At 64.1% G+C, this 14,528-nt stretch carries 10 protein-coding genes; 9 read left to right on the top strand and 1 reads right to left on the bottom strand.

The features are described 5' to 3' along the window. Positions 1-116: 116 nt before the first annotated feature. From ACIX9_RS04885 to ACIX9_RS04855, 7 genes are all read left to right on the top strand, one after another. The gene (locus tag ACIX9_RS04885) at positions 117-1,247 is read left to right on the top strand and encodes a BON domain-containing protein (protein WP_013579365.1); all 1,131 of its coding nucleotides are present in this window, start codon (positions 117-119) and stop codon (positions 1,245-1,247) included. A 116-nt stretch (positions 1,248-1,363) separates the two neighbouring features. Next, on the top strand, positions 1,364-3,124 hold the full coding sequence (locus tag ACIX9_RS04880; RefSeq protein WP_013579364.1) for a 1,4-alpha-glucan branching protein domain-containing protein: 1,761 nt from the start codon (positions 1,364-1,366) through the stop codon (positions 3,122-3,124). Positions 3,125-3,143: 19 nt separating this feature from the next. Beyond that, positions 3,144-4,037 (top strand): hypothetical protein, encoded by an 894-nt coding sequence (locus tag ACIX9_RS04875; protein ID WP_013579363.1) that lies wholly within the window; start codon positions 3,144-3,146, stop codon positions 4,035-4,037. After that, on the top strand, positions 4,034-4,669 hold the full coding sequence (locus ACIX9_RS04870) for a class I SAM-dependent methyltransferase (RefSeq protein ID WP_013579362.1): 636 nt from the start codon (positions 4,034-4,036) through the stop codon (positions 4,667-4,669). The genes ACIX9_RS04875 and ACIX9_RS04870 overlap by 4 nt, the downstream gene beginning before the upstream one ends. A gap of 124 nt (positions 4,670-4,793) precedes the next feature. Beyond that, positions 4,794-6,917: a M1 family metallopeptidase gene (locus ACIX9_RS04865; protein ID WP_013579361.1), complete on the top strand. Its 2,124-nt coding sequence runs from the start codon at positions 4,794-4,796 to the stop codon at positions 6,915-6,917. Between the two features lie 23 nt (positions 6,918-6,940). Continuing rightward, positions 6,941-8,014 (top strand): hypothetical protein, encoded by a 1,074-nt coding sequence (locus ACIX9_RS04860; protein WP_013579360.1) that lies wholly within the window; start codon positions 6,941-6,943, stop codon positions 8,012-8,014. 50 nt (positions 8,015-8,064) lie between these two features. Next, a complete protein-coding gene (locus ACIX9_RS04855) occupies positions 8,065-8,619 on the top strand; it encodes a SixA phosphatase family protein (protein ID WP_013579359.1) in 555 nt (184 codons plus the stop codon). Here the strand turns inward: ACIX9_RS04855 and ppx are convergent. Next, the gene (gene ppx, locus ACIX9_RS04850) at positions 8,571-10,133 is read right to left on the bottom strand and encodes an exopolyphosphatase (RefSeq protein WP_013579358.1); all 1,563 of its coding nucleotides are present in this window, start codon (positions 10,131-10,133) and stop codon (positions 8,571-8,573) included. The genes ACIX9_RS04855 and ppx overlap by 49 nt on opposite strands. 257 nt (positions 10,134-10,390) lie before the next feature. On the opposite strand from ppx, the gene ACIX9_RS26310 reads away from it, so the two are divergent. Both ACIX9_RS26310 and ACIX9_RS04840 read left to right on the top strand, forming a co-directional pair. Continuing rightward, on the top strand, positions 10,391-12,574 hold the full coding sequence (locus ACIX9_RS26310; RefSeq protein ID WP_013579357.1) for a glycosyltransferase family 39 protein: 2,184 nt from the start codon (positions 10,391-10,393) through the stop codon (positions 12,572-12,574). A 133-nt stretch (positions 12,575-12,707) separates the two neighbouring features. After that, a complete protein-coding gene (locus tag ACIX9_RS04840; RefSeq protein WP_013579356.1) occupies positions 12,708-14,525 on the top strand; it encodes an ArnT family glycosyltransferase in 1,818 nt (605 codons plus the stop codon). Positions 14,526-14,528: the final 3 nt, after the last annotated feature.

The following is a 14,528-nucleotide window of genomic DNA, read 5'->3' as shown; positions in this document are numbered from 1 at the left end:
GCTTTCGCGCCGCCGCGGCAGTCCAATGAGGAGGATTCTTCTGTCAGGAGACCCGATCGCTCTTAAGCGCACCGGCCGGCCTCTCAAATCCTGTAACAGTATGAAAGGATTGCACTATGTCTAATCTCACCTGCCGCACTCTCGTCCTGGCGACGGCCTTGGCCGCCGGCCTCAGCGGCTGCAAATCGAAGCCCACGGCCAGTGCGCCCGACGATGCTGCCCTCTCGTCCGCCATCAACGCCCAGCTCATCGCTGATACTGCCATCAACAACCAGCCCATCCAGGGCTCCGTGCAGGATGGCGTCGCCACCCTGACAGGCTCCGTCGCCAACGACGCGCAGAAGACCATTGCCTCCCGTGACGCGTCCAGCATCCAGGGCGTCCGCAGTGTGGTAAACAACCTGCAGGTCGGCGCTCCTTATGCCGGGCAGCCGGCAGCTCCTGCTCCGACCGCCACCGTCGTCGCCCCGCCGCCGCCGCCGCCGGCCCGCCTGGCTGAATCGCGCAAGCCCACGGCGATGGTTCCCCAACTCAAGCCGCAGCCGCGCCAGTCCGCTCCGGTCCAGCGGGACTTCCCCCAGGACGTCCCGATGCCGCCCGTCGCGTCCAACCAGCCGGCACCGGTCTTCACGGCGCCACCACCCCCGCCGCCACCGCCCCGGCCCACCTTCCGCGACGTCACCGTTCCCTCCGCGACCACGCTTCCCGTCCGCATTACCCAGACGCTGGACAGCGCTACCACCCAAGCCGGCGAGACCTTCAGCGGCACCCTCGCGGCAGACGTCATGATTGAAGACCAGGTGGTCCTGCCTGCAGGCACCGCCGTTTCGGGCCGCGTCGACGCAGTGCAGGAAGCCGCCCACTTCAAAGGCAACTCACTGCTGACCGTATCGCTGACCAGTGTCCGGCCACGTGGCGCCAGCCTGCCCGTTACCTCTGAGCCCTACTCCGTAGAGGGCAAGGGCCGCGGCAAGAACACGGCGGAGAAGACCGGCGGCGGCGCAGCCGTAGGCGCCATCCTCGGCGGCATCTTCGGCGGAGGCAAAGGCGCAGCCATCGGAGCCGTCACCGGCGGTGGACTGGGCGCGGGGTCAAACGCCATCACCAAAGGCCAGCAGGTTCAGATTCCGTCAGAGACCGTCGTCCGCTTCCATACAGACAGCCCGATTACCGTCCATGTGAGAGTCGGCGGCCCCCGCGGCAACGAGGACGTCGACCCATCCCTGCAGCACCGGCCCAGCAATTAGCAGGGCCGGTTTGGGAACTCCTTCCGTCCAAGGCGACTCAGGCCGGAAGGAACTCTGCCCCTGAGCCGTTCAGCCAGCCTCACGCATCCAAGTGAAAAAGGCAGGTCTCCGAGTTGATGAACCAATCTGAAAAGCCGCGGCCGGAAGGCTTCCTCACCCTGACCCTTCACGCGCATCTGCCGTATGTCGTCAACCACGGCACATGGCCCCATGGCCTGGAGTGGCTGCACGAAGCTGCCGCCGAGACCTATCTCCCGCTGCTCCGCGTGCTCGGGCGGCTGGAGAAAGATGGTATCGGCCTGCACTGCAATCTCGTCATTACGCCGGTGCTGATGGAGCAGCTTGCCCATCCGGTCTTCCTGGCCGAGTTCCCCAATTATCTGACCCGCAAAATCGTCGCCGCACGCGAGGACGAAGCCTTCTTCACCCAGTCCGGCGAGTCCCACTACGCCGAGACGGCACGCTTCTGGCATCGCTTCTTCACCCAGGCGCTCGACGACTTCAACACCCTGGACGGCAGCATCCTCGGAGCCTTCCGCCGCTTCCACGAAAAAGGTCTGATCGAGATCATCACCTGCTGCGCGACGCACGGCTATCTGCCCTTGCTCGGCACAGACGAGAGCGTCCGCGCGCAGATCCGCACCGCCGTCACAACCCATAAACGCCACATCGGCGAGCATCCCAAAGGCATCTGGGTCCCGGAGTGCGGCTACCGCCCCGCCGGCTACTGGAACTACCCGGTAAACAACCAGGACGGCTCGCACATCGCCGGCGGCTTCACGCGCATCGGCGTCGAGCAGGCGCTCTCCGAGTCGGACATCAAGTTCTTCTTCGTGGACACCCATCTCGTCGAGGAGTCCGCCCAGATCGATTCGCCCTACAGCGGCGGCAACCGCCACCTCGCCACCCATCCCCGCATCACCCCACAGGACCCTCGCTCCCTCTATCAGCCTTACTACGTCACACCCTATAACAACGAAGCCACCCAGAATACAGTCACCGTTTTCCCGCGCGACCCGCGCACCGGCGTCCAGGTCTGGTCCGGCGAAAGTGGATACCCCGGCGACAGCAACTACCTCGACTTCCATAAGAAGCGCTGGCCCGGCGGTCATCGCTACTGGCGCGTCACCGGTCCGCAGGTCGATATGGGCAACAAGGAGCCATACTACCCGCAGGACGCCGCGGCCCGCATCCAAAGCCACGCCTCGCACTTCGTTCACCTCATCCATGAGGCGTTGGCGGAGGCTCGGAAGGGTTCTGCTCCGGATGCTCCCCCGCCCATCCTCTGCGCGCCGTTCGACGCTGAGCTCTTCGGCCACTGGTGGTTTGAAGGTCCGCAGTGGCTTGAAGCCGTCGCTCGTACCCTGCACGACTACCCCACAGGCCTCGAGCTCACCACCTGCTCCACGTATCTCGACCAGTATCCGCGCGCCGGCTCTATCGCCATGCATGAAGGCTCCTGGGGCGCGGAGGGCACCAACGAGGTCTGGCTCAACCCCGAAACCTCCTGGACCTACACCCACATCTACCCGGCCGAGCTTTACGTCCGCCAGGTCTGCACCGGCAGCCAGTGGCGCAGCTCTGAACTCGCCACCCGCATCGTCCAGCAGCTGTGCCGCGAGCTTCTGCTGCTAGAATCCTCCGACTGGCAGTTCCTCATCACCACCGGGGCCGCACGCGACTACGCCGAGCTCCGCTTCATGACGCACAACGACCAGTACCTGGAGCTGAAGGGCATCTGGGAGGCCTACTCAGCGGACGGTCAGCTCAACGAACACCAGAGCGGTCGTCTCGCGGCAATCGAGCAACGGGACAGCATCTTTGCCGATCTCGACCCCGCCTTCTGGGCCGCCGGGGCGAGCGAACCTGGCGCATAACCAGGAGAGGGGCGCATCCATGACCACCATCGTCGATGCCCCCTCTCGAACCATCGCCCGGACCGCGTTTGAAGCTCCCCTGATTTACTGGCACCTGCTTTCGCTCGATGCCCCGACCGTCGCAGCCCTCTGGACGTGGTTCGTGGCACGCAGCGCCCATATCAGCCTGCCGTTGAGCTCCGTTGCGGCCATGTTCCTCGCGGTCTGGATTCTGTATGCGGCTGATCGTCTCCTCGACGCGCAGCAGCTTGAGAGCGCCGTGCCGTCCGATCTGGAAGCCCGCCACCTCTTCCATCACAAGCACCGCAAGCTCTTCCGCATCGTCATCCTCGTCTGCTCCCTGGCTCTCGCGCCCCTGCTCCTGACCATCCCCGCCGAGGCCATCCGGCTTTACCTCATCGCGGGAAGTCTCCTCTTCGCCTGGTTTGTCCTCATCCATGCCGCTCCCGTGCTGCATGGCGGAAAGCCCGGCCGCCTGCCCAAGGAGATCGCCGTCGGGGTTTTCTTTGCCGCCGCGACCTTCATCCCCACGGTCTCCCGCGCACCCGCGCTTCGGCTTTCATTGCTACTGCCCGCCATCCTCTTCGCCGCGCTTTGCAGCCTGAATTGCCTCTTCATCTACGCCTGGGAGCACCCCACGCCCAGCGTGACCGCGACCGCACACCCAACGACACGCGTTGCCCTTCACTCTCTCACGCTGCTTGCACCGATCCTCACCTTCGTCGCCTTTCTCCTTGCAGTCCTTCAGCACAACGAATTTTCGCCCCTTTTAATGGCCATCGCTCTCTCCGCGAGCTTGCTCAGGCTGCTCCATCAAACCCGCCCAGCCTCCCGCATAGCCCTGAGAGCCGCCGCAGACTTCGTCCTTCTCACGCCGCTCCTCTTCATCCCGTTCCAGCATTGGAAGGTATGACGAACGAGCCGAACTTCGACCTCCTCGCCCGCCCCTACCGCTGGCTGGAGTACCTCACGCTGGGACCGCTCCTCCAGAAGACCCGCCTGCACCATCTTCCGGCTCTCAAAGACTGCATCCGCGCCCTGATCCTCGGTGACGGCGACGGACGCTTCACCGCCGCGCTTCTGGCCCAGAACCTCCGCTTACAGGCTGATGCGGTCGATCTCAGCCCCGCCATGCTTGCGCTCCTCCGTAAACGCGCCCAACCCTTCGCCGCCCGCCTGACCACCCACCAGCAGAACGTCCTGACCCTCACCCCCACCGCCGCACCAGATCTCGTCGTCACGCACTTCCTGCTCGACTGCCTCACCCAGCCCGAACTCGACTCGCTCGTCCTCCGCCTCGTCCCCACCCTGCAACCCGGAGCCCTCTGGCTGGTCTCCGACTTCCGCATCCCACCCGGCCTCCTGCACTGGCCCGCCCGGCTCTACATACGCGCCCTCTACCTGGCCTTTCGCGTCCTCACCAACCTCCGCCCCACCCAACTCCCGGACTTTGCGCAAGCCTTCCAATCCGCCGGCCTCCACCGCATTGCCCAGCACCATCGCCTCTTCGGCCTCCTCACCACCGAACTCTGGACCCAACCCTGACTGCCTCACCACTGCACCACCACTGCCCGTCCCTGCCTCTCTCTGTCCTTCTGCCCCAAACGATGTACTCCCCATGTCGCACAAAACACTCCCCGAAACTGCGCTCCCAACATAGAATCGGCTCATGCGACCTCTCTTCACCGCCGCGACCCTCCTTTTCGTCGCCTTCGCAGCCAAACCCGGTCACGCCCAGAGCATCGCCACCAACTCTCCAACGCCTCTCTCCACGCGCGTCGTCGCCTACAATCTCGACGCCAAGGTGGACATGGACAAGAAGGCCCTGGACGCGACCGAGACCCTGACCTACAAGAACCTCACCGGCCAGCCCCTCACCACCTTCCCCTTCCACCTCTATCTCAACGCCTTCCGGCCTGAGTCCTCCTTTACGTCCGAGACTCACTTCGGCGGAGGCATCCGCGATTCCGAATCCGCCAATGACTATCCCGCGAAGAAGCTCGGGGGCATCACCATCGCCAGCATCGCGGCGGACGGCATGGGCGATCTCACCAAGTCCATGCACTTCACCGCTCCTGACGACAACAACCAGAACGACCACACCGTCGCTGAAATAGCTCTGCCCCGGCCCCTAGCACCCGGCGACTCCATCACCTTCCACATCGCCTTCCACGACCAGTTTCCGGAGTCCATCGCGCGCAACGGCTACAAGCGCGACTTCCTCATGGGCGGCCAGTGGTACCCCAAGCTCGGCGTCTTCTGGCACGGTGCGTGGAACTGCCACCAGTACCACTCCACCACCGAGTTCTTCTCGGACTTCGCCACCTTCAATGTCCGCCTGACGCTGCCGCGCCGCTTCACCGTCGGTGCCTCCGGCGTGCCCACCGGCGACCAGGCCAACTCCGACGGCACCAAAACCCTGAGCTTCTACGGCGAAGACATCGGCGACTTCGCCTTCGCCGCCAGCCCGCACTTCACGGTCACCGACGGCACCTTTCTTTCCTCGCTCGGCCCCGTGCAGGTCCACGTCCTGGCGCTTGCCGCCCATCCCGACGCCGGTCAGCGCTACCTCAAGATCCTCCTCGCCTCGCTCGACCAGTTCGACAAGCGTTACGGACCCTACCCCTACAAGGTCCTCACCCTCATCGACCCCGAACCCGACTCGCAGATCGGCGGCATGGAGTACCCCACGCTCGTCACCGGCGACACCAACGTCTGGGACCCAAGCCACGTCACCGAGCTCACCGCCGAGCATGAGTTCGGACATCAGTACTGGTACGGCATGGTCGCCACCAACGAGTTTGAGGACGCGTGGCTCGACGAAGGCATCAACTCCTACACCGAGGTCAACGTTCTCGCCGCGATCCTTGGCCCCCGCACCAGCTTCTTCCAGCACCGTTGGGCCAACGCCGGCGACGCCGAGCTCCAGTACCTGCAGTACATCAGCGAGCCCGACTACGACCCCGTCACCCGCCACGCCTGGCAGTTCCGCAACGCAGCCTCCTACGGCGGCGTGACCTACGGCAAGACCGCCACCCTCCTCAAGACGCTTGAAGGCATCGTCGGCCGCGACACCATGGACGAGGCCATGCGCACCTACTTCATGCGCTATCGCTTCACCCACCCCACCTCGGAAGACTTCCTCCACACCATCGAAGATGTCGCCATCAAGCGCGGCAAGGCCACAGCCCTGGCCTCCATTCCCGGAACCTCACCGACTGCAACCCAGCCCTCCACCCAGCTCTACGGCCTGACCGCGCAGCCCAACAGCCTCATCGGAGCCGGCGTCAACCTCGGCCAATACCAGGCCGTCATGAACACCCCCGGCCAGCCCAACATCAACGTAGGTTCCACCCTCCGGCCGTTCTTCAACCAGGCCGTCTACGGCACCCGCATCCTCGACTTTGCCGTCGACAAGGTCACCTCAGACCCCGCACAGTGGTGGAAGGCCGAGCACGGCCAGACCCAGTTTCTCGATACCGTCACCCTCCACCGGCTCGGGGACTTCCAGCTCCCCGTCACGGTCGAGATCGTCTTTGAAGACGGCACCAAGCTCCGCGAGACCTGGGACTGCACCCACGATATCAACGACCGCTGGCACACCTTCACCTACACCCGCGGCTCCAAAGTCCTCTCCGCCGAGCTCGACCCCGACCACACCGTCAGCCTGGACCGCGATCACTTCAACGACAGCTACACCACCAAGGCGAACCACGTTCCCGCCCACAAGCTGACCAACATCTACGCGAGCGCACTTCAGTTCGCCTCACAACTCGCAGGCTGGCTCGTCTAGTTCGCATCACCAGAGGAACCCCTATGGCGCAACGCCGTTCCATGCTTCTCCACGGTCTCCGTATCACCCTCAGCCGGCCCCGCGCGGTCGTCTGGACCTACGTCTTCAACCTGGGCCTCGCACTGCTCTTCTCCATCCGCTTCAACGCCGGCCTCAACGATATCCTCGGCCACTCCCTCGGCGCCCAGCGCCTCACCACCGCCTTTGACCTCGGCGTCGTCGCCGCCGCCATCGAGCGCGTCAACCGCGACGCACCCTCCACCGGCCTCGCCGGCATGATCGGCCCCGCCTTCTACGTCCTCATCTACTTCCTCCTGGTCCCCGGCACCCTCTTCTGCTACCAGACCGAGGCCCCCGCCCGCCTCTCCATCCTCCTCAGCATCGGCTTCCAGCGCTTCTGGCGCTTCGTCCGCATCGCCGTCTTCACGCTCATCGTCTCCGCCGTCATCCTCGGCCCACTGCTCGCCATCCAGACCGTCTGGTCCACCCACGTCGACGACACCACCGTAGGCGTCGCCGCTATCTACGAAAAACTTGCCGGCTGGCTCATCATCGCCATCGTCGCCGCCATCATCCGGCTCTACTTCGACCTCGTCGAGGTCTACACTCTCTTCCTCGGCGATCAGCTCCGCCCCACCGGCCGTCCCGACCGCCGCGTCCACCGCGTCCTGCTCCCCGCCCTCCGCACCCTCCGGCTCAACTTCTTCCGAGCCCTCGGCAGCTTCCTCAGCCTAGCCGTCGTCGGCTTCCTCGCCCTCTTCCTCACCGCCCGCCTCGCGATGCACATGCTGGCGCAGCCCCGTGTCTGGCCCATGTTCCTCGTCGCCCAGCTCGGCCTCTTCATCATGCTCTTTACGCGCTTCTGGCAGCGCGGCGCAGAGACCACCCTCGCCTTCGACCATCCCCTGCCAATCCCCAAGATCGCCGCTCCGCTGCCCCCACCCGTCTTCTTCCCGGACCCCGTAGACGATGAGCCCGACCCCATCCCCTACCCCGCGCCCCAGCACCTGGACGCCCAGCCCAACCCCGAGCCAGCGACGCCTTCGCTCGACGAGCCCGACCCCGGAGTCTTCCACCACGACCCGCCCACCACCTAGGTCATGTAGCTCGCAAGACCTCACGTCCGATTTATAATTGTTAACAGATTATGAATTTGTTTATCCTTCGGCATGCCAGCGCAGGCACCAAGCGCGTCAATCCTCTCCTCGATCTGAAGCGGCCGCTCGACAAGGAAGGCAAGCAGCACTGTCTCCAGTTGGCCCACACCCTCAACGCACTCAAGATCAACTTCGATCTCGTCGTCTCGAGCCCGCTCAAGCGCGCCCTCCAGACCGCGCAGCTCGTCGCCACGGAGACCGGCTACGAGGCCAAGATCCTGCTCTCGAATGGCCTCGCGCCAGAGGCCACCGTCGCTGACTTCGAGCGCCTGCTCACCGAGTGCCGCGGCCGCGAAAACCTACTCCTCGTCGGGCACAATCCGAACCTCCAGCAGTTCTTAAGCTCGCTCCTCGTCCGCCAAGCCGCACAACCGGCTCCCGGTCAGGAGACCGCACCCAAGATCCGCCTGCGCAAAGGTTCGCTGGCCCGCCTCTCCATCACCCGCGGCCCCGCCACCCTGCAGTCGCTGCTGGACCCCCGCACCATCCGCGCCCTCTACGCCACTTCGACGAAGAGCTCCCGCCGGAAGACCTCGCGAAAGTAGTTCGCCTCCTTCTTCAGAGCCCATCCTTCCAGCGCCGCGCCGCCGCGGCCTGGCAGGATATCCATGACAATCCGCTTCGGATAGACGGTCGTCTTCAGCCCCACTACCGCGCTCGCCCTGTCCTGATTCAGCGCAGCCGCCAGCCGCAGCAGAACCACCGCGCGCTGAACGTTCTGGTGCTCCTCCACCGGCAGCAGACGCATGGTGCGATCCATCGCATCCGGCCGCGTCTTGCCCAGGTATCGCGTAATCGCGCTCACAATCAGCCGCTGCTCCGGCGAAAACCCAAAGATCTCAGAGTTCGCCACAATATACTGCGTATGCCGATGATGCCCCTGGTGGTTCATGAACTTGCCCACCTCCTGCATCATCGCCGCCGCCTGCACCCACAGCCTGTACTCCATCGGCAGCTCATGCACCCGCTGCAGCGAGTCAAACAACTGCACCACATGCGCCCGCACCGGCTCCGCCTTCTTCTGGTCGATCCCGTACCGCTTGCAGACCTCCAGCACCCCGCTCCAGCGCTCACTTTCGATCTTGGCGTGAACCTCCGCACGCAGGTCCACCTCACCCAGCATCTGCGCCAGCATCCCGTCCCGAAGCCCCAGCGGCGAGTAGCGAAAGCCTTTGAACCCAAACCGCTCCAACAGCGTTGCATAGACCTGCGCGCCGCCCACAATGATCTCGCTGCGTCGAGCATTGATCCCCGGAACAGCAGCCCGCTGCGTGTTGTTCAGCTTCAGCAGCTTATCCGCCAGCCGCCGAACATCCTCGGTCGCCGCCTCCATCACCTTCACCTTCTCAAAGCCCTTCGGCACCGTCTTCTTCACCGGCACCTTGCCGATCCCCATCGCCACACTGGCCTCTGCCAGCGCCGCCGCCGTCCCGGAGGTCGCCACCACAAGCTGCACCTGCGGATGCCCCAGCCGCTTCTCCGCCCGCTTCAGTTCACGGTCGATAAACTGCTTCAGCCGCCCCACATCCTCCTTCGCCGGAGGGTCCTGCTGCAGAAACTCCTGCTGCAACCGCACCGCACCCAGCGGCAGGCTCACCATCTCCTTCACCCGGCCGCCATCGGACAGCGTCACCTCGCAGCTTCCGCCGCCCAGGTCGATCAGCACCACCCGCCCCTTGGCTCCCGGCTCGTACGTCACCACCCCCAGGTGGATCAGCCGACCCTCTTCCAGTCCGGAGATGATCTCCACATCCCAGCCCGTGGAAGACTTCACCCACTCCCGGAACGCCTGCGAGTTTCGCGCATCGCGCATCGCGCTCGTCGCCACTACGCGCACCTTGTCGCACACATGCGTCTGGCAGGCCTTGCGAAAGCGCTTCAGCGCCTTCACCGTATCCGCCATCGCCTCAGGCGAGATGACGCCCGTCTGGAACACGCTCTCACCCAGCCGCGTTACCTCACGATCCTCATGCAGCGTCTTCAGCTTGTGCTGCACCACCGACGCAATCTTCAGCCGGCACGAGTTTGACCCGATATCAATTGCAGCAAAAGTAGGCATACGTATCCGATGCTCCTGACTAAGAAAGCAACTCACAAACCCAACCTATTCAGCATACGTGCGCCCAGACCGGCACCCGCATCAATCAGCCTTGATCGCCTTGATCAATCCTTATCAACTCAATCCGTTCGTGAGGGAATCGCACCCCAGCCAATCAGCATCAATCCGTCTTAATCCGTTCCATCCCTCTTATTCCGCGTTACGCCTTCTCTACAACGCCCCCGCCGCCAAGGTATTCTGTCTAAGCATCAGCGGCCATGACCTCAGACCCTTCAAAGCCTCACTTCTCCATCCTTGCGACCTCCTTTGCCGGCGGCCCTCGCCCCCGCAACGCGGCCCTCATTCTCTCCGGCCTCTGGCTCCTCATCTTCTGTACCAGCCTCTTCACCCCGCCGCTGCTGGACGACGCCGACGCCACCCACGCCCAGGCCGCACGCGCCATGCTCGCCACCGGCGACTACGTCACCCTGCACGTAGACGGCATCCGCTACCTTGAAAAGGCGCCCCTTCCCTACTGGATCACCGCCCTCAGCCTCCGCCTCTTCGGCTTCAACACCTTCGCCGCGCACCTCCCGCTGGCACTCGCCGTAGCGCTGTTGGTTCTGCTGGGCCATCGCTGGGCCAACCAGGCCTTCGGCGCACGAACCGCCTTCTACACCTCCATTGCCACCCTCACGTCCTTCGGCATCTTCCTCTTCACCCGAATCCTGATCCCCGAAGTCCTGCTCTCCCTCTTCCTCTGCACAGCCCTCTTCGCCTTCCTGAAGTCTCTTGAGCCAAGCCCCTTGAATGAGAACAACCGGGTGCCCCATGTCCCGACTCTGGGACGTGGGTTGGAACCAGCACAGACCTCCCCGGAGACCGAACGCCCGTCCATAGCCTGGTACGCCGGCCCACACTTCTATCCCTACGTCATGTGGTCCGTCCTGGCTCTGGCGGTCCTGACTAAAGGCCTCGTAGCCCTACTCTTCTTCTTCGCCACCACCATCGCCTACCTCACCTTGACGGCGACGTGGTCCGACTGGTGCCGCCTCAAACCCTTCACCGGCTTGTTGATCTTCTTCGCCATCGCCGCCCCCTGGCACATCCTCGCAGCCTTGAGCAACCCGGCCACCGCCGACCATCAAGGCTTTCTTTGGTTTTACTTCTGGAACGAGCACGTTCTCCGCTTCCTCGGCCGCCGCTTCCCCCACGACTACAACAAGCTTCCCGGCTACGCCTTCTGGCTCCAGCACCTGGTCTGGCTCTTTCCCTGGAGCCTCTTTCTGCCCCTTGGCATCACTGCGCTCAACCGTCGATATAGGCATCAGGTGGAAACGCTGACCGGATACATACAGGTCTCCGCGACGGCTAAGACCTTTTTAATTGTCTGCATCGCACTCGGAGTTGGCGCGATTTTGGAAGTCGCCAGGGCATTCAGGCTTGATTCCTTCACCGCTGGAGCGTTGATCGTCCTGATCTTTTGCATTTTTTGGATTGTCACTCGACGTCAACGCGCCGATCTCCCTCAATCCCCGTTCCACCGCATCGACCCGCAGCAGCGTTCAATCCTGCTCCTCAGCCTCTTCGCCGCCATCGTCCTCCTCTTCTTCTCTCTTTCCACCAACCAGGAGTACTACACCTTCCCGGCCTACCTGCCGATCCTGCTCCTCATCGCCGCCACCATCACCCGCGCCGAGCAGACTTACTCCACCAACCCTGAGGCCCGGCGCTGGATCACCTTCGCCCACGCCAGCCTCACCGCGCTCGGCACAATCGCCGCCCTCGCCCTCTGCTTCGGCCTCTGGACCTCGCGCCACCTGCCCTACAACCCGGACATCGGCACACTCCTGGCACACCGCAACGTCGGCGGCTACACCCTCGCCACCTCTCACCTCTACGATCTCACCGGCTCCGCCTTCGCCGCGCTCCGCCTGCCCGCCGTCCTGGCCGCTCTGGCGCTCCTCCTCGGCCCACTCCTCGCCTGGCACCTCCGCATGCAGCGCCGCCACCTCGCCGCGACCACCACCATCTCCTTCACCGCCGCCGCCTTCCTCTTCAGCGCCAACCTCGCCCTCGCCCGCTTCGCCCCGCTCCTCTCTTCAGCCGACATGGCCCAGACCATCCAGCACCTCGAACACACCGGGAAGATCACCCCAGACACCCAGATCTTCCTCTACGGCGACCAGGCCTTAGGCTCCTCCATCCCCTTCTACCTGGGCCATCCGGTTGAGCTTGTCGAAGGCCGTTCCACCTCCCTGCTCTTCGGCAGCACCTTCCCCGACGCGCCGCATCTCTTCCTCTCCAACGCCGACCTAACAGCCCAATGGGGCCAAGGCCCCCGCAAGATCCTCTTCGTCCCCGCTGAACTCCAGTCCAAACTCCCCCACCTCTCAGGTGCCTTCCTCCTCCAGCAAACCAGCGGAAAACAGCTCCTCACCGACCGCCCACTTACACCCTGATTTGTCCGGTGGCTCATGATCGGCCCGGAGCCTGAAGTCCAGACCTAAGTCACCTCCTTTGAAGACTTTGGGTACTTTTACCCGGGTAGGGGTCAAGGCCACGAATACAATCACCCAGAGACCAAAACCACTCGTGAACGAACTAAAGATTCGCACCCGATCCATCGCCACCATCGTCCTCTTCTGGCTCATCCTCCAGGTCGGAGGACTCTTCACGCCGGGGCTCCTCGACGACGTAGACTCCGTCTACCTCGAGATCGCACGCGAGATGCTCCACCGCCACGACTACGTCACCCCTTACATCGACGGCATCCGCTTCTTCGACAAGCCCCCCCTCATGTACTGGATGGCCGCGCTATCGATGCGGGTCCTGGGAGAAACAGATTGGGCCGGCAGAATCCCCCTCGCCTTAGCCGTCCTCGCTCTCCTGTTAGCCGTCTACGCCCTGGGCCGCCGCCTCTACCCCGAATCCGACCGAGGTGCCTTCTATAGCTCCCTTGCCCTCGCAACCGCCATAGGCCCCTACCTCTACACCCGCTTCTACATACCGGACATCCTCATCGCCCTCTGGATGACCCTCTCCGTCCACCTCTTCCTCATCGCTCTGGATAGAGTGAAGACCAGCTCCGCCCTCATCCCGAGCCTCCTCTTCGCCGCCACGCTCGCCCTCAATCTCCTCACCAAGGGCCTCATCGGCATCGTCTTCCCCATCCTCTTCGTCCTGCTCTACCTCTTCCTTACCCGCCAGTTCCGCGCCCTCCCCAAGCTCCACCTCATCCCGAGCACCCTCGTCTTCGCCGCCATAGCCCTCCCCTGGCACGTAATGGCCGCCCTCCGCAACCCCGCCATCCCCATGCCTTCCGGCCTGGGCCTCCCGCAGAAGGCGGGGTGGGCCTGGTTCTACCTCTACAACGAACACTTCGCACGCTTCCTCGGCAAGCGCATCCCGCACGACTACGGCCAGACGCCCGTCTGGCTCTTCTGGCTCTACGCCGCAATCTGGATCATGCCCTGGACGACCTTTCTCCCCGGGGCCATCGCAACCATCCGCGAGCAACTCGGCCACCGCATCGAGGTCACCATCCGCCAGCGCGAGGCCGCCCTCACCGTCACCCTCTGGGCTCTCATCGTCCTGATCTTCTTCACCCTATCGAGCCGCCAGGAGTACTACCAACTCCCCGCCCTCCCAGCCCTGGCCCTGATGGCCGGAGGCCAGTTAGCCCGCAACACCCGCAGCAACCTAACCTGGCACGCCCGCTTCCTCGTGCCCCTGGCGAGCCTCGTAGCCATCATCTGCGCCTTCTACGCCCTCACAGCCCCCCACCCCGCCCCCCAGGCCGACCTCTTCACCGTCCTCACCCAGAACGTCGCCAACTACAACCTTTCGCTCGGCCATCTCTTCGATCTGACCGGCCCCGCGATGGGCTTCTTCCGTCTGCCCCTCGCCCTCACCGCGATCGGCATGTTGATCCTCGGTCCGGCGAGCTATCTCCTTCGCCGCAAGTCCCACTCCCACGCCGCAAACCTGACACTCGCAGCCGGAATGACAGTCGTCCTGCTAGCCGCGCACGAAGGCCTTGTCCGCTTCAACCCCATCCTTGGCTCCAAGGGCCTCTCTGAGGCAATCCTCACCGCCCAGCAATCCCCCAGACCAGACGACCTCATCCTGATCGATGGCGAACTTACCGCCGGCTCTACCCTGCTCTTCTACACCCGACAGCCGGTCCACCTGGTCGAAGGCCGCGTGAACGGTCCATGGTTCGGCAGCTTCTGGCCGGATGCCCCACCCATCTTCGAGACCAACCAGACCCTCCACACCCTCTGGAGCACCCCCCGTCGCCTCTATATCCTGACGTACAACCCCGCGCCTCGCACCCAGGAGCTATCAGCCTTCGGACCGGTTCACACCCTGGCCTCTGCAGGCGGCAAGACCATTCTGACCAATCACTAGATC

The sequence above is a fragment of the Granulicella tundricola MP5ACTX9 genome (assembly GCF_000178975.2).
Classification (GTDB): domain Bacteria; phylum Acidobacteriota; class Terriglobia; order Terriglobales; family Acidobacteriaceae; genus Edaphobacter; species Edaphobacter tundricola.
The sequence above is the reverse complement of the archived record's forward strand: the minus strand, read 5'-3'. Positions and strand labels throughout refer to the sequence as shown.

Excerpts from the sequence above, each read along its gene's own strand:
- ppx (WP_013579358.1), bottom strand. The coding sequence starts at position 10,133 with ATGCCTACTTTTGCTGCAATTGATATCGGGTCAAACTCGTGCCGGCTG.
- ACIX9_RS04855 (WP_013579359.1), top strand. The coding sequence starts at position 8,065 with ATGAATTTGTTTATCCTTCGGCATGCCAGCGCAGGCACCAAGCGCGTC.
- ACIX9_RS04870 (WP_013579362.1), top strand. The coding sequence starts at position 4,034 with ATGACGAACGAGCCGAACTTCGACCTCCTCGCCCGCCCCTACCGCTGG.
- ACIX9_RS26310 (WP_013579357.1), top strand. The coding sequence starts at position 10,391 with ATGACCTCAGACCCTTCAAAGCCTCACTTCTCCATCCTTGCGACCTCC.
- ACIX9_RS04880 (WP_013579364.1), top strand. The coding sequence starts at position 1,364 with ATGAACCAATCTGAAAAGCCGCGGCCGGAAGGCTTCCTCACCCTGACC.
- ACIX9_RS04860 (WP_013579360.1), top strand. The coding sequence starts at position 6,941 with ATGGCGCAACGCCGTTCCATGCTTCTCCACGGTCTCCGTATCACCCTC.
- ACIX9_RS04875 (WP_013579363.1), top strand. The coding sequence starts at position 3,144 with ATGACCACCATCGTCGATGCCCCCTCTCGAACCATCGCCCGGACCGCG.
- ACIX9_RS04885 (WP_013579365.1), top strand. The coding sequence starts at position 117 with ATGTCTAATCTCACCTGCCGCACTCTCGTCCTGGCGACGGCCTTGGCC.
- ACIX9_RS04865 (WP_013579361.1), top strand. The coding sequence starts at position 4,794 with ATGCGACCTCTCTTCACCGCCGCGACCCTCCTTTTCGTCGCCTTCGCA.